Here is a 17,101-nt window from a genome sequence, read left to right as displayed (position 1 = left end):
CTATTTGAGGAACAAATGTACGTTTATAAGAAGTCATTGGCAATTCCTTTCATATAGTAGATAGGTATATTATGCCAAACTTTACTAAAAAACTTCTTGCTAAATCGTAAACGGTATTTATATTGTCATGAACAGTAATTTTTATTAAGTAAGATGAACCATTGATTTTTATAGTTGACGATAGTATATATTAGTTTTGGTCTTTGATAAAATTTATGAAAAACATTTCGTGATGAAAAAAAGACATTTTATGATTTTAAAGAAATGATATCAGTTAATTATGATATATTGATGTTGTCAAGATTGCAACAAGACAAAAATTAAAAATAAAAAGGAGGTATTCATCATGAATACAAAAACAATGTCACAATTTTCTGTTATGGATAATGAAATGCTTGCTCGTGTTGAAGGTGGAGATAAAGTAGGGGCTGGAGAAGTTGTTCAAGCATTAGGAATTTGTACAATAGGAGGTGCAGCTCTGGGGAGTGTTATCCCAGTTGTGGGAGCTCTTGCCGGCGGGGTTTTAGGAGCACAGTTTTGTACAGCGGCTTGGGGAGCTTTTAGAGCAAGTTAAACTTTTAGCGATATAGTAGATTGGAAATAGTAGTAAAAGGAGGTGATTTATATGAAATACAGATTATTTCTTATTATTTTCTTGAGTAGTGTTTTGGATATTCTTTTAGGTACATTTTTGAAAATCTCGAATGTATCGATTGGGTGGATTGTTCTCTACAGTGGCTTATTTGAAGCAGGAGTTTTCCTTCTTGCTAATAAAGGTTTGGCGGTAAAAATCAAGGAATCAGACATTCAAAAACGCTTTAAATTTATTTTTGGAAAAACGTTATGGTTTCAAATTCTTTTGCTCATCTTTTTGGCGGTAAAACTTTATCTTGGTTTGGATGAGAGACTGATTTTACTTTATGGAAATATTTTCATTGTCTTTAATGCCTTAGTTTATCTTTTGTCTACTAGCCAAATTAATTTAACAAAGAAAGTGTGAAAAGAATGGAACAATCAGTAAATAATTTTATCATTTTATCCGATGAAAAATTAACAATGATAACAGCTGGTGATAAACAACTTGCAGACAGATTTTTAAGTGGAGTAGGTGGTGCAGTTGAGGGGCTTTCGCTTTGTGCACAGACAATCCCCTTCCCAACTCCGCAGATTTATTTAATTTGTGCAGCTGGTGGGGCGGCAGCTTCAGTTTTATGGCCACATTAGAGGATTTAGTTAGGATATAGAATTATTAATCTGGGTATCTCTTTGCGCTTATACTCTCTATACTGTATAGGAACGTATCATGTATAAACACTTATTTTTTCCATATTCAAAAATCTTAGACTGGTTGACACCCTATATTCTAGTCTTGGCTTCTGACACCATTGCATTTAATGTTTTTGTGCTAACCTTTGTATCTGTAGTGGTTTTTTCTTTCCTGAATCCCATGCTAGCTTTTATAGCTATATTCTTAGGGGCTGGCTATGTTGTCGGATTTTGGTTATTAAAATGGTTTGTTTTAGAGAGATTGGAGGTAAAGGATGACTTGTAGGAAGGTGTACTTAGTGTTTAAGTGGTTATCTTTATGGTCGTTTTCAATAAAGATTATACCTTGTTTTTGATTTTTAGTATAGTAACGTCAAATGTAGCTCCTTACATTCATTCCTAACTCCTAAAATAAGAATCACTGCTTTCCTCAGGTTGGTCTGAGGAGGGCAGTGATTTTTTACTTTATTTAGATAATTATCCGAATTAGATGATATAAACAATATTAAAATGATAACAGGTGATTAAAATATTAAAATTTCTTATATCTTTATTAATTTTTATTAAGTAGATTTTTAGAATAAAGTAGCTTATAATAAGAGTACAATGAAAGCGCTTAACATTGTGAAAATTCATCTTGTTCTGATTTAAGAGATCTATAGATACAAATTTTTAAGCAGTCGTATATAGATGTATGTCATTTACACAGTTCTATATACTTAAAAATTTATACAATGATCAATTTAAACGAGGTAGGTGAAAAAATGATAAAAGTTGTTCTTTATTCTTTTTAGGAACAAGAAATTTTACATGAGGTTATTCAAATGAAAAAAACACCCAATCGATGGTTAATTTTGGCAGCAGCCATTTTAACGAATCTATCTCTAGGTGCTGGTTACGCCTGGTCAGTCTTTCAAAAGGCGCTGCTAGAAACCAATGCTAGTCAAGGATGGGTTCAAGCCCAAACTTCTTTGGCCTTTAGTATTTCTTTTGCAATGGTACCTGTTGGTATGATTATTTTCGGTCCTAAGGTTGATTCAGCAGGACCTAAGAAATTTGTATTCCTAGGTGGTATTCTCTTCGGTGCTGGTATGTTTGCTACTGGATTTGCTACTTCTCTTCCAGTCCTGTACCTCACTTATGGGGTTGTCCTAGGACTTGGTATTGGTTCAGCTTATGGAGCATCTACTTCAGTTGCCACTAAGTGGTTCCCAGATAAAAAAGGTTTAGCTGGTGGTTTGACAGCAGCAGGTTTCGGGTTAGGCCCGCTCATTATCGGTCCAGTTGCCAAAGCTTTGATTGCTTCTATGGGTGTTTACTCAACATTCAAAGTATTAGGTATCATTCTTCTAATTGTTATTTGCACTTCTTCATTGGTAATGGAGAAAGCTCCTGCAGCAGCGCCGGCAGCTGGAACAGCTCAACCAGAAGGTAAAACTTATAAAGAAATGCTTCGTGATGGAAATTACTGGCTTCTATGGTTGATTTACGTTCTCGGTGCTACTGGTGGAATGATGATTATCGGTACTGCAGCATCAATTTCTGACCAGTATAAACTTGTAGGAGAAGCTACACTATTCGTTATGCTGGTATCTATCGCTAATACATTTGGTCGTATCTTCTGGGGTACGGTATCTGATAAGATTGGTCGCTATCCTACCGTTATTGCCATGTTTGGAGCGGTTGCTACTGGTTTGTTGTTCACAGCCTTATTCAAAGGTCCTGGAAGCATCTTGGCCATCCTTGGAATTATGATGGTTGCCTTGTCATTTGGAGGCTTCCTCGGTTCATTCCCAGGAATTACTGCTGAAAACTGGGGAGTTACATACGTAGGGACAAACTATGGATGGATGTTTACTGCTTATGGTGTAGCTGCTATTGCTGGTCCTCAGTTAGGAGCACGTCTTGCACAGGCAAACCAAGGAGATTATACAATGGCCTTCTTTATCGTTATCGGCATGGCTATCCTTGGTATTCTACTCCAACTGTTCTATATGGCTAAAGCTAAAAAAGTTTAAAAATGAATCCTTGGAAAATCCAAGGATTTTTTAAAATATGATTGATACTAAGTGTAGTGTACAAGAAATTTTTTTCTAAATTGAAATATAGTAATTTCCAGTCAAATAAATTGCATTCGTTTTCTCAAGCAGGTATACTAGTATGGATAAATAAAAAATTTAGAAAATTTAAGAATAGAAAAGAGAACAAATCTTATGGCAAAAGATATTCGTGTCTTACTTTACTACCTTTATACTCCAATTGAAAATGCAGAGCAATTTGCTGCAGACCACTTGGCTTTCTGTAAATCAATCGGCCTTAAAGGCCGTATCCTAGTCGCTGACGAAGGGATTAACGGAACAGTTTCAGGGGATTACGAAACAACTCAAAAATACATGGACTACGTTCACAGTCTCCCAGGTATGGAAGACCTCTGGTTCAAGATTGACGAAGAAAATGAACAAGCCTTCAAGAAGATGTTTGTTCGCTACAAGAAAGAAATTGTCCACCTTGGTTTGGAAGACAACGACTTTGACAATGACATTAACCCACTTGAAACAACAGGTGCTTACTTGTCTCCAAAAGAGTTCAAAGAAGCGCTTCTTGATAAAGATACCGTTGTCCTTGACACACGTAACGATTATGAGTACGACCTAGGACATTTCCGTGGGGCTATCCGACCAGACATCCGCAACTTCCGTGAATTGCCACAATGGGTTCGTGATAACAAGGAAAAATTCATGGACAAGCGTGTCGTGGTTTACTGTACAGGTGGCGTTCGCTGTGAGAAATTCTCAGGCTGGATGGTTCGTGAAGGTTACAAAGATGTTGGTCAATTGCACGGAGGAATCGCAACTTACGGTAAAGACCCAGAAGTCCAAGGTGAGCTTTGGGATGGGAAAATGTACGTATTTGACGAGCGTATTGCCGTAGATGTTAACCATGTCAACCCAACCATCGTAGGGAAAGACTGGTTTGATGGAACACCATGTGAACGTTATGTCAACTGTGGAAATCCTTTCTGTAACCGTCGTATCTTGACATCAGAAGAAAATGAAGACAAGTACCTTCGTGGATGCTCACACGAGTGCCGTGTTCATCCACGTAACCGCTATATCTCAGAAAATGAATTGACACAAGCAGAAGTGATCGAGCGCCTAACCGCTATCGGTGAAAGCTTGGATCAAGCAGCTACAGTATAAGATCAAACAGTCCTCAGGGGCTGTTTTTCTATGCTTTTTACTCAAAAATCTAAAGTTTGTTTCTGTATCTTTCAGAAAAATAAGGTATACTATATGTAAACGATTTCAAAAGGAGTTCAGTTATGGCGAAAACATTTTTTATTCCAAATAAACAGAGCATTTTAGGAGAACAGGAAATTTTGACTGCCAAGTCTATCTTGGCCTTGGTAGATGGCTTGGAGTCACATAGCTATGATGCTGTCTATCTCCGTCAGCCTCTTAGCCGTCTTGAGTATATTGAGTGTGCGATAGTGGGACAATCACAATTTCTTTTTAAGGTCAGTTATGCTGATGGTCAAAAGGCTTACCGTGTCGATCTTCCTGACCTACTCACGAAGACAGACTGGGAGCTTATCAAGTCATTTTTAGATGCCCTGCTTGCTTATACAGGAACTGAGATTGAAGGACTAGATGGTTTTGATTTTGAAGCTTATTTCCAAGCAAGTATTCAAGCCTATCTAGCAGATAATGCAGCTCGTTTTACGATTTGCCAAGGAATTTTTAATCCTATTTTCTTTAGTCATGAGGACTTGAAAAGCTTTTTAGAGGAAGATGGCTTGGCTCAGTTTGAAGCGCGTGTGCGTGCGGTTCAAGAGACAGATGCTTACTTTGCAAGAGTTTCCTTCTATCAGGATGGAGAAGGACAAGTTCACGGTGTTTACCATCTGGCTCAAGGAGTCAAGACTGTTTTGCCGAGAGAACCATTTGTTCCTGCTGCCTATATGGAGCAATTGGTGGATAAGGAAGTGCAGTGGGAGATTGACTTGGTTCAAATCACAGGAGACGGCTCTAAACCAGAAGACTATGAAGCTATCGCTCGCTTGAACTATGCAAAATTCCTAGAGTCACTACCATCAGCATCTTACCACCAACTAGATGCCAATCAATTAGAAGTGCAACCCATCTTAGACAAAGATTTTAAAGCATTAGCACAAGAAGAGTAAATCAGAAGCAGGTCAATCGACTTGCTTTTTTGACATAGAAAAATCCTGCCATGGAAGACAGGATTGCTACTCAATGAAAATCAAAGAGCAAACTAGGAAGCTAGCCGCAGGCTGCTCAAAACACTGTTTTGAGGTTGTAGATAAGACTGACAAAGTCAGGAACATATATCTACGGTAAGGCGAAGCTATTTGATTTTCGAAGAGTATGAAGTTTAAAGAAAGGCCAAGATACGAAGATAATCTCCAATCAGTGCCACTTCAGCTACAAAGAAGAGGAGGATAATGACTCCGTTCACAAGGACAGACAAGAATAACTGATAGAAGGAGTCGGTTTCACTTGCTTGACTAGGTCTTGTAATGATATGGAGACTGGCAAGTAGAATGATTCCAATGCTAATCACACACAAGAGGGCTGTAAATCGTAGGCTATCAAAGAAGGCAAAGAAACTAGCAATAGCAGTGAGGAAGATTGGAATTGCCAAGAGTTGACTATATTGTTGGAGAACCTTTTCTAGCGTCCAGTCCTTTTCTTGGTAGATAAATCGTCTCACAACGAAACTGCCCAAGAGGAATGAAAAGAAGAAGAGTGTTGTTGCTACTAGGATAGAGATGATTGAAAAGAGAGTTAAAGGAGCTAGTTGTTCAGGGAAGTGATTATGCATAGTTGCTATATGTCCATAGTAAGCATGTTTGATGTGGTAGATACTAAAGAAAAAGGAAGATGCAGAAAACAGAATGAGCAAGAGAAAGGCTGTGTAACTGTGTGTGCTACTTGTTTCAAGATTGCTCGTAGGAGATTTGATTGCTTCCACTAGCCAAGACCAAAAATCAAGCGCTTGCTCTTTCCATCTATCCGTAGATTTTGGAGCTTGGTCGGGGATATAGGGACTTTCTAAGGATTGACTGATAAGAAGGGGCTCTTTCGTGGTTGGTTTTTGCTGAGGAAGTGCTTCTTGACTCTCTTCAGCTATAGTGACTTTTTCTGTTTCTTTAGAAAGGTCTTGCTCTTCCTCAGCAGAATCTAATGCTTTCTTTTCTTCTATTTCTGTTCTCGCTTCACCGTTTTCAGGCGTTTCAATTTTCTCTTCTTGCTGGTTTTCAAGTTCGGCTTCAGCTTGAGAAACTTCCTTCTCTAACTGAGTATTTTTTTCAATTGGCGTATCGAGATCGGCTATCCTTTCTTCAGCCTTGTCTGCAACATCTTGGACTTGTTCATCAGGTTTGTTCTTGCTTGTTGTTTTTACAAAATCATTACTTTCAAACCATTCTTGTTTCATGGTAGAACCTCCTTTTTAGTGGGTTATGTGTCATAGTGGTCGATATAAATAGGTTTATTAAGGTCTATTAGCTGTAGTTTCAAGACTAATATAATCATCAGCCTTAGCGATGAGTTGACCTTTTGCATCAGTTTTTTCAGTTTTGTAAGGGTTGCTTAATTCGTTGGGGTGGCGTTGACTCTCATCTCTCGATAACTGATAAATAGGACCATGGTGACTCGAGAGGTCTAAGTTAATTTCTTGGCTTTCTTTTTGAGTTAGCATGATACTGAGCACATTTTTAGAAGATAGTTCTACTTTACCATATACTTTAATATTTTCAGCGTGGAAGTGATTCTCTGTTGACTCTAGCTGACTATCTGTAAGGTCTGTATCAAAGATATTAATGATATTGGGTGTCGTGAATTTGCTGTTTTTGATACGACTTCCTTCAATTCGGAGGATATAGCTGTTTGTATTGAGGGTCGCATTTTCAAGAGTGGCATTAGTGATACTGGTTTGACCGCGATTGGTTGAGACGTTGATTCCTTTTAGACTTCTTCCTTTTGGAACTTGTAGAATAACTTCTTCAAAACGACGAGAGTAGTTACTTGCGACATGGAGAATCCCGCCAATTCCAGAAGAGAGAAACGGACTTTCAGACAGTTTCTTATCAGTGAGGCTCAGCGTTTTATCGTTCTGATTTGTGATAAGATCATGGTGAGCAGAAAGAGATGGATGGTAAGAAATGTGGATTTGATCATCGAAAGAGTCTGTGATGGTCAGTGCGTGTTGATGGAGAGTAATCTCTAGGTTTTCGACTTCCTTGCCAAAGGTCAACTCTTCCATCCGACTATCATAGACAGGCTCCTTGGACATGGCAAGCAAACTCTTAATCCCGTCAGATTGGATGCCTACAAAGAGCAGGATAAAGCCGATAATGGTAGTCACCACACCAAAAATGAGAAATCCTTTTGTAAACTTACGCATGCTGGTCACCTCTCTTTCCTTTTTTGAGAACCAATTGCACCAAGCAAACAATGAGTAGGCCGAAGAAGCGGGCTACATAGGAAATACCTAGTAAGACTAGTGAAGAAGCACCGATAGCCAGTAAACCAGAACCAAAAATCAAGATAAAGGCTGATTTAGCTTGGGCTAAGACAGTGAAACTTTCAACTAAAAATAGGAATCCGCCAATGATACCTAGTATGGAAACCGCAAAGAAAGCAAAGATGACAGTCAAGGCTGCCACAAAGATTGCGAACAGGGACACGAGAATGGCGATTCCCAGAGGAATACCGATGGGTGCTGCAAGGAGAGCTAACAAGGCGATATGCAAAATTTGTCGGTTATTCTTTTGAGCGGGTGCCTCATTGATTTTTTTATCGAGAAGATTGGAGAGGACTTCGTGAGCTGCTTCTTTAGGAGTTCCCAAGCTAGCGATGAGTTCTTCTTCTCCCTCGACTCCAGCATCGTCAAAGAGTTCCCTGAAATAGTCCATGGCTTCCATGCGGTCAACTTCAGGCAGTTTCTTGAGATAGAGTTCTAGCTGAGTCAGGTATTCAGTTCTTGTCATGGCGGATACTCCCTTCTATGATGCCATTGATGGTGTCTGTATAGAGTGCCCATTCATCTTTTAGGGTCACGAGCTGTTCTATACCACCATTTGTCAAGGAGTAGTATTTGCGCATGCGACCTTGGAACTCTCTAGAATAGGTTGTCAGAAAGCTATTGCCTTCCAATTTTTTTAGGATAGGATAGAGTGTGGATTCTTTGATATTAGCGATGAGCTTAATGGTTTGGCTAATCTCATAACCATAAGAATCCCCTTTTTCCAGTACGGCCAAGATGAGAAATTCAATCAAGGCAGAGGATGTTGGAAAGTACATGGGAAACCTCCTTGTCTAATGTGTAAGATTTTTATATATAATTTTTCTACACATACATTGTACATCTAAATGAAAGCCCTGTCAAGAAAAATGTGTAAAATTTTTATATATAAAAAAACTCCTAGGAAAAACTAGAAGTTTAGAGAATTTTATCAGCTCTGTCCACTGTAAAGAGGGCCACAGTCATCAGGATATCGACGAGCAAGAGGGCTGCTACAGCTGGCACCCAAGAGTGGAAAAGGTCAAAACTGTATCCAAAGAGAGTCGGCCCAAAGGCTGCTAGGATATAGCCTCCTGTTTGAGATAGGCCGGACAATTGGGCTGTCTTTTCAGGAGCGCTTGTCTTGAGTGAAAAGTTGACCATGAGATAAGGGAAAAGGGCGCTGGTTGCGGTTCCGATGAGGAGATGGATGGCAAGCCAGTAAAAGAAATTACCGATTGGGAAGAAGAGCATGGAAATGCCGACCACGCCAGCTAGTGAAACCAGAGTGAGCATGAGCTGACGGTTGCGAGTAGATAAGCTGGTTGTTAGGCTTGGGATGGTCATTGAAAAAGGAATGCTAATCAGAGAGAAGATAGAAGTCAGCAATCCAGCTTCGTGACTGGATAGGCCTGCATGGATAGCCATTGTAGGTAACCAGGTCATAGCAGTGTAAAAGAGCAAGGATTGAAAACCTGCAAAGACAATCACTGCCCAGACCTGTTTGTTATGCATGACCTTTGCTTTGCTTTTTTGTTTGGTTTGCGGAGCCAGTTTGTGATTATAGCGGTGATTAGGCAGCCAGACCAAAAAAGTTGCTAGACAGAGCAGGGTGAGGAGGATGATAAGCCCTTTCCAAGAACTGGCTTGTGTAATAGGCACAGCCAGATAGGAAGCCAGAGCCGTCGCAACCCCCATAGAAGTTACATATAAGGTGGTCAGAAAACCAATTTTCTTTGGTTGATTGGCTTGGATAAGACTAGGAAGCAGCACATTGATGACTGCGATACTTGCCCCAACCATCAAGGTTCCTAGATAGAGCAGGGGCAGATTGATTAGTCGAATCAGTGAGCCGATGGTCAAGAAGAAGAGGCTGTAGGTGAAGAGATGTTCTAAGCCAATTTTCTGAGCCAGCCGGGTAGAAAAGAGCGAGAAGAGGGTAAACATGAGGAGGGGAAGGCTGGTCAAGACACCAAGCGAACTAACTTCTACTCCCAGCCCTCGCGAAATATCTCCCAAAATAATGGGTAAAACAGTAAAAGGAGTCCGCAAGGAAACACCAATTAGTATAATACCTGGAACAAAAAAGAGTGATTGCTTTTTCATATAATACCTCTTCTAGCTGATTTTAATAACAGCTTATTTTAAGGTTTTTTCCTTATAATGTCAAGTAAGGTTTTGGGCTTTCAAGATAAAAATGGGAAAGTCTTGAAAATTATGATAAAATAGTGGAAGGAAATCTATACATTGGAGAAAAACTGTGTCTGAAAAGCAAAAAATCAGCGTATTGATATCGGTCTATATCAAGGAAAATCCGACATTTTTAAAGGATGCTATTGAGAGTGTTCAAAATCAGACCCTGAAACCGAGCGAATTGGTTCTGGTTGAGGATGGGCCTTTGACACCTGAGCTCTATCAGGTATTAGACCAGCTTGAAGCTGAGTCTGATATTCCAGTGAAACGCTATCCTCTTGAGCATAATCAAGGTTTGGGTCTGGCTCTTCGACAGGGTGCTTTGCAGTGTCAGTACGATATCATCGCTCGTATGGATACGGATGATATAGCTGTTCCAGACCGTTTTGAGAAACAGGTTCAGCTAATGGAGAAGGAAAACCTCGACCTATTAGGTGGACATATTGCAGAGTTTATTGACAATCCTGATGAGATTGTTTCTTACCGTCGTGTTCCAACCCAGCATGCAGATATTGTAGCTTATCAAAGGATGAGAAGTGCCTTTAACCACATGACTGTCATGTTCAAGAAGGACATGGTTCTCAAGGCAGGCAACTATGAGGATGGGCTTTATATGGAGGATGACCTCCTCTGGCTCAATATGATTGCTGCAGGAGCTAAGACTGGAAATCTGGATCAAATCTTGTGTAAGGTTCGTGTTGGTGCAGGGATGTTTGAGCGTCGTGGGGGACTGCGTTACCTCAAACTCTATCGTCAAGCTCGTCAACGCATGCTGAAGCGAGGACAAATTTCTTACATGGAGTATGCCAAGAGTGTTGCCATTCAGATGGTGGTTGCCCTTTGTCCTGGATTTGTCCGACAGTTTATTTTTATGAAACTGTTACGAAAAAGCAAGTAAAAGATTGTAGCAAATCATAAACTAGAGAAAAAGTGTTATAATAACAATATAACTATTCGGCTCTTTTAAGGAGGAGTAAATTTCTATGAATAAAAAACTCACAGATTATGTGATTGATCTGGTGGAAATTTTAAATAAACAACAAAAACAGGTTTTCTGGGGAATATTTGATATTTTGAGTATGGTGGTTTCCATCATTGTATCTTATATCTTATTCTACGGATTGATTAATCCAGCACCTGTTGACTACATCATCTACACGAGTTTGGCCTTCCTGTTCTATCAATTGATGATTGGATTTTGGGGATTGAACGCTAGTATCAGTCGTTATAGCAAGATTACGGATTTCATGAAAATCTTTTTTGGTGTGACTGCTAGCAGTATCTTGTCATATAGTATCTGCTATGCCTTCTTGCCTCTCTTCTCCATCCGTTTTATCGTGCTCTTTATCTTGTTGAGTACTTTCTTAATTTTATTGCCACGGATTACTTGGCAGTTAATCTACTCTAAACGCAAAAAGGGAAGTGGTGATGGAGAACACCGTCGGACTTTCTTGATTGGTGCCGGTGATGGTGGAGCTCTCTTTATGGATAGTTACCAACATCCAACTAGTGAATTAGAACTTGTCGGTATTTTGGACAAGGATTCTAAGAAAAAGGGACAAAAACTAGGTGGCATCCCAGTTTTGGGCTCCTATGACAATCTGCCAGAATTGGCTAAACGTCACCAAATCGAGCGTGTCATCGTAGCAATTCCTTCACTTGACCCTTCAGAGTACGAACGCATCTTGCAGATGTGTAATAAACTAGGCGTCAAATGTTACAAGATGCCTAAGGTTGAGACAGTTGTGCAAGGATTTCACCAACCGGGTGGAGGCAGTGGCTTCCAGAAAATTGATATTACAGATCTTTTAGGACGCCAGGAAATTCGTTTGGATGAGTCCCGTCTGGGTTCAGAACTGACAGGCAAGACTATCTTGGTGACAGGCGCTGGTGGTTCGATTGGTTCGGAGATTTGTCGTCAGGTTAGCCGCTTCAATCCAGAGCGTGTGATTTTGCTGGGGCATGGGGAAAACTCAATCTATCTCGTTTATCATGAATCGATCCGTACATTCCAAGGAATTGATTATGTTCCTGTTATTGCAGATATTCAGGACTATGATCGTCTCTTACAGGTGTTTGAGCAGTACAAACCAGCCATTGTCTACCATGCCGCTGCCCACAAGCACGTTCCGATGATGGAGCGCAATCCAAAAGAAGCCTTCAAAAACAATATCCTCGGAACCTACAATGTTGCCAAGGCTGTGGATGAGGCCAAAGTGCCTAAGATGGTCATGATTTCGACTGATAAGGCGGTCAATCCACCGAATGTTATGGGTGCAACCAAGCGCGTGGCAGAATTGATTGTCACTGGCTTTAACCAACGCAGCAAATCAACCTACTGTGCAGTTCGTTTTGGGAATGTTCTCGGTAGTCGTGGTAGCGTGATTCCTGTCTTTGAACGTCAGATTGCTGAAGGCGGTCCTGTAACGGTGACAGACTTCCGTATGACACGTTACTTTATGACCATTCCAGAGGCTAGCCGTCTAGTAATCCATGCTGGCGCTTATGCCAAGGACGGAGAAGTCTTTATCCTCGATATGGGCAAACCAGTCAAGATCTATGACTTGGCTAAGAAAATGGTTCTTCTAAGCGGACACACTGAAAGTGAAATTCCAATCGTTGAGGTCGGTATCCGCCCAGGAGAAAAACTCTATGAAGAACTCTTGGTTTCGACCGAATTGGTTGATAACCAAGTCATGGACAAGATTTTCGTTGGTAAGGTTAACGTCATGCCTCTAGAAGCCATTGATCAAAAGATTGAAGAATTCCGTTCACTCAGCGGAGATGAGCTCAAAAAAGCCATCATTTCCTTTGCAAACGAAACAACTCATGCTGAGTAAGAGTGTCTAACAAATTAATTATAAATAAAAGGCCAAGGTTCTGTTTGTACAGGACCTTGGCCTTTTTACTCTGTAATTTCAAATTGTTGTATTATTTATAGTTGCTTAATGATATCATCAATGGTATGGGCAATCCAGTCAGGTTGATAGCTGAGCAAATCAGCCTCTTCTCCAAATCCCCAAGTAACAGCAAACTTTTTAATACCAGTTTCTTGGGCTCCAATCATATCAAACTTGGTATCCCCGATGATGAGGACTTGGTCCGCAGGGAGTTGATGCGTTTGCAAGGCGTAACGGATGACATCCGCCTTGTGTGGCGTTTCAGGACTAGAGCCGTAAATGCCATCAAAGAAATGATGGATTCCCAGATTTTTAGTCATATCATGAGCAGTAGGAGTATTCTTTGTTGTAGTGATGTAGAGAGGGTAGTTTTGCGAAAGCTCTTGAAGCAATTCCGTTATTCGGGGGAAGAGTTGGGCTTCGTGGATGCCTTTTTCCTTGTAGTAAGAGCGGTATATCTGGACGGCCTCCGAGATTTGTTCCTTGGGAAGGCAGGTCGCAAAGCTACTTTCAAGTGGCGGGCCCATGAAACCACGAATGGTTTTGGCATCAGGACTCGGAACTCCTAGCTCTTTAAAGGTATGGGTAAAGGCATTGTGGATCCCGATGGAACTGTCAACCAGGGTTCCGTCTAGATCAAAAAAGATTGCTGAGATAGAGGGCATAGTTTCTCCTAATAGATATAGATAAGCTTATTCTCCGAAGATTTCTTTTTGTAGGCGGCGACCAGTAGGTGTGGCGGCGAGTCCACCCTCGGCCGTTTCACGAAAGGCAGTTGGAAGACTTGATCCGACTTGGTACATGGCATCGATAACTTCATCGACAGGGATCTTAGATTCGATACCTGCCAAGGCCATATCAGCCGCGATAAAGGCAAAGCTAGCTCCCATGGCATTGCGTTTGACACAGGGAACTTCAACCAAACCAGCAACAGGGTCACAGATGAGACCTAGCATATTTTTAATGACAAAGGCGATGGCTTGGCTAGCCTGATAGGGCGTTCCACCTGCGGCCAAAGTCAAGGCTGCGGCACTCATGGCGGAGGCAGAGCCGACTTCGGCCTGACAGCCACCTTCAGCACCCGAGATAGAGGCATTGTTTGCGATAACCAATCCAAAGGCACCAGCAGCAAAGAGGAAATCTAACTGTTCTTCGTGGCTGAGGTCAAGTTTTTGGATAGCAGCAGTGAGAACGGCTGGCAGACAGCCAGCACTTCCTGCGGTTGGAGTGGCACAGACCAAGCCCATCTTCGCATTGTGTTCATTGACCGCGATGGCATTACGGGCTGCTGATAGGATGGTAAAGTCAGACAAGGCCTTGCCACTTTTGAGATGGCGGTCTAGTTTGGCCGCGTCTCCACCTGTTAGGCCACTACGGGATTTGTTTTCACTGAGGCCGAGCTCGACAGAGGCTTTCATGACTTCTAGATTGCGTTCCATGAGGAGGAGAACTTCTGGCCGTTCCCGACCGGTTAGTTGATATTCTGTCGCAATCATGAGTTCGGCGACATTTCCTTGGAAGTCTAGATCCGCCTGCTCGACCAATTCTTTGATAGAATAAAACATGTTTCCTCCTACTTAAAGAAATTGACATTGTGGAGATGAGGGATTTTTCGGATTTCTTCAATCGCCTCTTCGCAACTTCGACTATCGACTTCGATAATCATGATGGCTTTTTCTCCAGCTTTTTCTCGAGTCACATTCATCTGCGCGATGTTGATATCGAAACGAGAGAGGGCTTCAGTAACATGGGCAATCATACCTGGAACATCTTGATGCACGATGATGATGGTCGGTGTGTTCATGTTGAGAGAGACAGCAAAGCCGTTAAGTTCCGTAACTTGGATATTTCCCCCACCAATGGAAATTCCTGTCACACTGATGGATTTGTGTTCATTCTTCACAGTAATTTTAGTGGTATTAGGATGAGGAGCGTTGCTATCTTTCTGAATGGTCCAGACAATCTTGATGCCACGTTTATGGGCAATCTCTAGGCTATTTGGAATGTCGGGATCGTCCGTATCCATACCTAAAATACCAGCGACGAGAGCAAGGTCCGTTCCATGACCACGGTAGGTCTTAGCAAACGAGTTAAATAATTGGAATTCGACTTCTGTCGGCGTATCATCAAAGATGGAAGAGACGATTTTCCCGATACGAACAGCTCCAGCAGTATGGCTACTTGATGGGCCAATCATAACTGGTCCAATAATATCAAAGACAGATTGAAAACGAAGTGAGTGCATCTGTTTCCCCTTACAAAGATTCTTATATCTATTATATCAAAGAATGAACCTCTGCGCTTATTTCCCTAATCAAAACCTCAAAATGATTAAAGATAGTATAAAACAAGGTCTTTTGTGACAAAAAGCTCCGTAAAACGGTAAATATAAAACATTTTTGTAATATTTCTACATAAAACCGTTAAACAACGGTAACATTTAAAAGGTATCATAGATATATCCAATGGAAGGAGAATTTTTAGATATGTCATTAACAACTAAAAAAATTAAAACAACTATCGCAGGAGTAGCAACTTTGCTTGCTTTCTTTGCTCCATCACTTGCATCTGCCCAAGAAACTGTAACTTACACAGTTAAATCAGGTGATACTCTTTCAGAAATCGCTGAGAAGTATAACACAACTGTTGAAAAATTGGCAGCAAAAAACAACATCAAAGATATTCACCTTATCTATGTTGACCAAGTTTTGGTTATCGAAGGAACAGCTCCATCGACAGCAACTGCGACCGCTGCAGCTTCAACAACAACTTATGAAGCACCAGCAGCTGCGGAAGAAACTGCAGAAGAAGTAACTGAAACAACAACCTATGAAGCTCCAGCCGCACCTGCAGCTCCAGCAGCAGAAAGCAACACTGCAGCAGCTTCTACTGTAAGTGGTTCTGAAGCAGAAGCCAAAGAATGGATCGCTCAAAAAGAATCAGGTGGTAGCTACACTGCTACAAACGGACGTTACATCGGACGTTACCAATTGACAGATTCATACTTGAACGGTGACTACTCAGCTGAAAACCAAGAACGTGTAGCAGATGCCTACGTTGCAGGACGTTACGGTTCATGGACAGCTGCCAAGAACTTCTGGCTTAACAACGGTTGGTATTAAGAAATAACGAACAGAATAATTTGAAAAAGTCGAGGAAATCCCTCGACTTTTTTATATTTCTTTCGGTTGATAATAGATCTCCACTTCTTTTTTGAGATGAGACAGCATAGAAGTTTCATCGGTCAGCTCCAGAAGTGAGAAACCTTTTTGGATAAGTCTAGCATCATCCCTACAAATCCCGATACGGACATAGGAGACAGCTAAGCTATCATATTTTTTCTTTTTCTTAGCATCCTCTAGTAAAGTGTAGCAGATTTGCTTACACATGTTTTTATCTTGATTGTATAGATAGAGTGTGGAAAGGTTTAATAGAATTGTCATTCGCAATTCATATAAATGTTGATAGTTTTTATAGACTTCTAGGCGTTGCAATATTTTTCCAGTGATGAGATGGAGGTATTCAATGGGAAAATTGAAAAGAATGGTATTGAGGATTTTCAGGTCACTCTCATACCAGGTATCTTGTTTTTCAATTTTTTCCCAAAGCTTTTTGATAGTCTGTTTCACTTGGTCTGACAGTTGCTCTGTACCATGTTGACGGAGATAAATAACAACTTCCAGCATATCCCTGATTTCTTCTATAGGCAGGTCGTGGTGGGTCTTGAGATAGTTTTGGCATTTTTGAAATAGTTTTTCGAGTTCACTAGCCCCTAGGATTGAGCTCATATTGAGATAGGTTTGCATAATTTCTGTGTGTTGACTTGGTTGATAAAGTTGACAGATATATTCAAACTCTTCAAAACTCATATTAATTTGCCGTAGAAGAAACTCCATGTTTTCATATTTTGGGGTTGTCTTGCCACTTTCGATTTTTGATAAGCTAGTTCTTGAGAGAACACCCCCACAGACCTCTTCTTGGGTCAGTCCCTTTGACTCACGTATTTCTTTATAGACCTTTCCGAAATCATAACGCATGATTTTCTCCTTTCCGTGAAAAAAGTTAACAAACAATAAAATCTTGTTAAAAATATTGTATCATAGCAGTGTAAAAAGTAAAAAAGAAAACTAAAATAATGATAAAGTCCGTATAATTGTGTAAAAGTAAAAAGGCCATATAACAGTCCTTTTACGGTACAATGTTTTTAACGACAA

At 40.6% G+C, this 17,101-nt stretch carries 19 protein-coding genes; 10 read left to right on the top strand and 9 right to left on the bottom strand.

Features of this window, described 5'->3' with window-relative positions; genetic code table 11:
• The first annotated feature begins 346 nt into the window (after nt 1-346).
• The 7 genes from ACIY19_RS09970 (at nt 347) to ACIY19_RS09940 (ending at nt 5,449) form a co-directional block, all read left to right on the top strand.
• Entirely contained in the window at nt 347-574 is a 228-nt protein-coding gene (locus tag ACIY19_RS09970) for a Blp family class II bacteriocin (RefSeq protein ID WP_409003325.1), read from the top strand.
• A 51-nt stretch (nt 575-625) separates the two neighbouring features.
• Nucleotides 626-1,000 carry an immunity protein gene (locus ACIY19_RS09965; protein WP_173213199.1) on the top strand — a complete coding sequence of 125 codons (375 nt, stop codon included), beginning with the start codon at nt 626-628 and terminating at the stop codon, nt 998-1,000.
• A gap of 5 nt (nt 1,001-1,005) precedes the next feature.
• Nucleotides 1,006-1,224 (top strand): hypothetical protein, encoded by a 219-nt coding sequence (locus tag ACIY19_RS09960; protein WP_173213201.1) that lies wholly within the window; start codon nt 1,006-1,008, stop codon nt 1,222-1,224.
• Between the two features lie 79 nt (nt 1,225-1,303).
• On the top strand, nt 1,304-1,552 hold the full coding sequence (blpZ, locus tag ACIY19_RS09955; RefSeq protein WP_112444786.1) for an immunity protein BlpZ: 249 nt from the start codon (nt 1,304-1,306) through the stop codon (nt 1,550-1,552).
• A gap of 538 nt (nt 1,553-2,090) precedes the next feature.
• Complete coding sequence (locus ACIY19_RS09950; protein WP_409003324.1) at nt 2,091-3,284, top strand: OFA family MFS transporter; 1,194 nt, start codon at nt 2,091-2,093, stop codon at nt 3,282-3,284.
• Between the two features lie 195 nt (nt 3,285-3,479).
• On the top strand, nt 3,480-4,466 hold the full coding sequence (locus ACIY19_RS09945) for a rhodanese-related sulfurtransferase (RefSeq protein WP_409003323.1): 987 nt from the start codon (nt 3,480-3,482) through the stop codon (nt 4,464-4,466).
• A 122-nt stretch (nt 4,467-4,588) separates the two neighbouring features.
• A complete protein-coding gene (locus ACIY19_RS09940; protein ID WP_409003322.1) occupies nt 4,589-5,449 on the top strand; it encodes a DUF4299 family protein in 861 nt (286 codons plus the stop codon).
• 212 nt (nt 5,450-5,661) lie between these two features.
• On the opposite strand, the gene ACIY19_RS09935 is transcribed toward ACIY19_RS09940, so the two are convergent.
• From ACIY19_RS09935 to ACIY19_RS09915, 5 genes are all read right to left on the bottom strand, one after another.
• The gene (locus ACIY19_RS09935; protein ID WP_409003321.1) at nt 5,662-6,726 is read right to left on the bottom strand and encodes a DUF6574 domain-containing protein; all 1,065 of its coding nucleotides are present in this window, start codon (nt 6,724-6,726) and stop codon (nt 5,662-5,664) included.
• 57 nt (nt 6,727-6,783) lie between these two features.
• Nucleotides 6,784-7,695 (bottom strand): DUF4097 family beta strand repeat-containing protein, encoded by a 912-nt coding sequence (locus tag ACIY19_RS09930; RefSeq protein ID WP_409003320.1) that lies wholly within the window; start codon nt 7,693-7,695, stop codon nt 6,784-6,786.
• Nucleotides 7,688-8,281 (bottom strand): DUF1700 domain-containing protein, encoded by a 594-nt coding sequence (locus ACIY19_RS09925; protein WP_409003319.1) that lies wholly within the window; start codon nt 8,279-8,281, stop codon nt 7,688-7,690. Before ACIY19_RS09925 ends, ACIY19_RS09930 begins: the two co-directional genes overlap by 8 nt.
• A complete protein-coding gene (locus ACIY19_RS09920) occupies nt 8,268-8,594 on the bottom strand; it encodes a PadR family transcriptional regulator (protein ID WP_023941403.1) in 327 nt (108 codons plus the stop codon). The genes ACIY19_RS09925 and ACIY19_RS09920 overlap by 14 nt, the downstream gene beginning before the upstream one ends.
• 139 nt (nt 8,595-8,733) lie before the next feature.
• Nucleotides 8,734-9,900, bottom strand: coding sequence for a CynX/NimT family MFS transporter (locus tag ACIY19_RS09915; protein ID WP_409003318.1), 1,167 nt, complete (start codon nt 9,898-9,900; stop codon nt 8,734-8,736).
• A 154-nt stretch (nt 9,901-10,054) separates the two neighbouring features.
• Between ACIY19_RS09915 and ACIY19_RS09910 the strand changes: the two genes are divergently transcribed.
• Nucleotides 10,055-10,885, top strand: a complete 831-nt coding sequence (locus ACIY19_RS09910) for a glycosyltransferase (protein WP_409003317.1) — start codon at nt 10,055-10,057, stop codon at nt 10,883-10,885.
• A gap of 85 nt (nt 10,886-10,970) precedes the next feature.
• A complete protein-coding gene (locus ACIY19_RS09905; RefSeq protein WP_409003316.1) occupies nt 10,971-12,827 on the top strand; it encodes a polysaccharide biosynthesis protein in 1,857 nt (618 codons plus the stop codon).
• A gap of 95 nt (nt 12,828-12,922) precedes the next feature.
• On the opposite strand, the gene ACIY19_RS09900 is transcribed toward ACIY19_RS09905, so the two are convergent.
• The 3 genes from ACIY19_RS09900 to sdaAB are packed head-to-tail and all read right to left on the bottom strand — an operon-like array spanning nt 12,923 to nt 15,132.
• A complete protein-coding gene (locus ACIY19_RS09900; protein WP_049490502.1) occupies nt 12,923-13,552 on the bottom strand; it encodes an HAD-IA family hydrolase in 630 nt (209 codons plus the stop codon).
• Nucleotides 13,553-13,579: 27 nt separating this feature from the next.
• Nucleotides 13,580-14,452 (bottom strand): L-serine ammonia-lyase, iron-sulfur-dependent, subunit alpha, encoded by an 873-nt coding sequence (gene sdaAA / locus ACIY19_RS09895; RefSeq protein WP_000500031.1) that lies wholly within the window; start codon nt 14,450-14,452, stop codon nt 13,580-13,582.
• A gap of 8 nt (nt 14,453-14,460) precedes the next feature.
• Nucleotides 14,461-15,132, bottom strand: coding sequence for an L-serine ammonia-lyase, iron-sulfur-dependent subunit beta (sdaAB, locus tag ACIY19_RS09890; protein ID WP_000555868.1), 672 nt, complete (start codon nt 15,130-15,132; stop codon nt 14,461-14,463).
• 241 nt (nt 15,133-15,373) lie between these two features.
• Between sdaAB and ACIY19_RS09885 the strand changes: the two genes are divergently transcribed.
• Nucleotides 15,374-16,009: a LysM domain-containing protein gene (locus tag ACIY19_RS09885; protein ID WP_000060322.1), complete on the top strand. Its 636-nt coding sequence runs from the start codon at nt 15,374-15,376 to the stop codon at nt 16,007-16,009.
• Nucleotides 16,010-16,060: 51 nt separating this feature from the next.
• Here the strand turns inward: ACIY19_RS09885 and ACIY19_RS09880 are convergent, their stop codons facing one another.
• Nucleotides 16,061-16,924 (bottom strand): helix-turn-helix transcriptional regulator, encoded by an 864-nt coding sequence (locus ACIY19_RS09880; protein ID WP_261041678.1) that lies wholly within the window; start codon nt 16,922-16,924, stop codon nt 16,061-16,063.
• Nucleotides 16,925-17,101: the final 177 nt, after the last annotated feature.

The organism is Streptococcus sp. ST14, from assembly GCF_046098195.1.
Taxonomy (GTDB): domain Bacteria; phylum Bacillota; class Bacilli; order Lactobacillales; family Streptococcaceae; genus Streptococcus.
The sequence above is the reverse complement of the archived record's forward strand: the minus strand, read 5'-3'. Positions and strand labels throughout refer to the sequence as shown.

Bases quoted from the DNA above. Each gene is read 5' to 3' on its own strand.
- ACIY19_RS09970 (WP_409003325.1), top strand. From the start codon at position 347: ATGAATACAAAAACAATGTCACAATTTTCTGTTATGGATAATGAAATG.
- ACIY19_RS09965 (WP_173213199.1), top strand. From the start codon at position 626: ATGAAATACAGATTATTTCTTATTATTTTCTTGAGTAGTGTTTTGGAT.
- ACIY19_RS09960 (WP_173213201.1), top strand. From the start codon at position 1,006: ATGGAACAATCAGTAAATAATTTTATCATTTTATCCGATGAAAAATTA.
- blpZ (WP_112444786.1), top strand. From the start codon at position 1,304: ATGTATAAACACTTATTTTTTCCATATTCAAAAATCTTAGACTGGTTG.
- ACIY19_RS09950 (WP_409003324.1), top strand. From the start codon at position 2,091: ATGAAAAAAACACCCAATCGATGGTTAATTTTGGCAGCAGCCATTTTA.
- ACIY19_RS09945 (WP_409003323.1), top strand. From the start codon at position 3,480: ATGGCAAAAGATATTCGTGTCTTACTTTACTACCTTTATACTCCAATT.
- ACIY19_RS09940 (WP_409003322.1), top strand. From the start codon at position 4,589: ATGGCGAAAACATTTTTTATTCCAAATAAACAGAGCATTTTAGGAGAA.
- ACIY19_RS09935 (WP_409003321.1), bottom strand. From the start codon at position 6,726: ATGAAACAAGAATGGTTTGAAAGTAATGATTTTGTAAAAACAACAAGC.
- ACIY19_RS09930 (WP_409003320.1), bottom strand. From the start codon at position 7,695: ATGCGTAAGTTTACAAAAGGATTTCTCATTTTTGGTGTGGTGACTACC.
- ACIY19_RS09925 (WP_409003319.1), bottom strand. From the start codon at position 8,281: ATGACAAGAACTGAATACCTGACTCAGCTAGAACTCTATCTCAAGAAA.
- ACIY19_RS09920 (WP_023941403.1), bottom strand. From the start codon at position 8,594: ATGTACTTTCCAACATCCTCTGCCTTGATTGAATTTCTCATCTTGGCC.
- ACIY19_RS09915 (WP_409003318.1), bottom strand. From the start codon at position 9,900: ATGAAAAAGCAATCACTCTTTTTTGTTCCAGGTATTATACTAATTGGT.
- ACIY19_RS09905 (WP_409003316.1), top strand. From the start codon at position 10,971: ATGAATAAAAAACTCACAGATTATGTGATTGATCTGGTGGAAATTTTA.
- ACIY19_RS09900 (WP_049490502.1), bottom strand. From the start codon at position 13,552: ATGCCCTCTATCTCAGCAATCTTTTTTGATCTAGACGGAACCCTGGTT.
- sdaAA (WP_000500031.1), bottom strand. From the start codon at position 14,452: ATGTTTTATTCTATCAAAGAATTGGTCGAGCAGGCGGATCTAGACTTC.
- sdaAB (WP_000555868.1), bottom strand. From the start codon at position 15,132: ATGCACTCACTTCGTTTTCAATCTGTCTTTGATATTATTGGACCAGTT.
- ACIY19_RS09885 (WP_000060322.1), top strand. From the start codon at position 15,374: ATGTCATTAACAACTAAAAAAATTAAAACAACTATCGCAGGAGTAGCA.
- ACIY19_RS09880 (WP_261041678.1), bottom strand. From the start codon at position 16,924: ATGCGTTATGATTTCGGAAAGGTCTATAAAGAAATACGTGAGTCAAAG.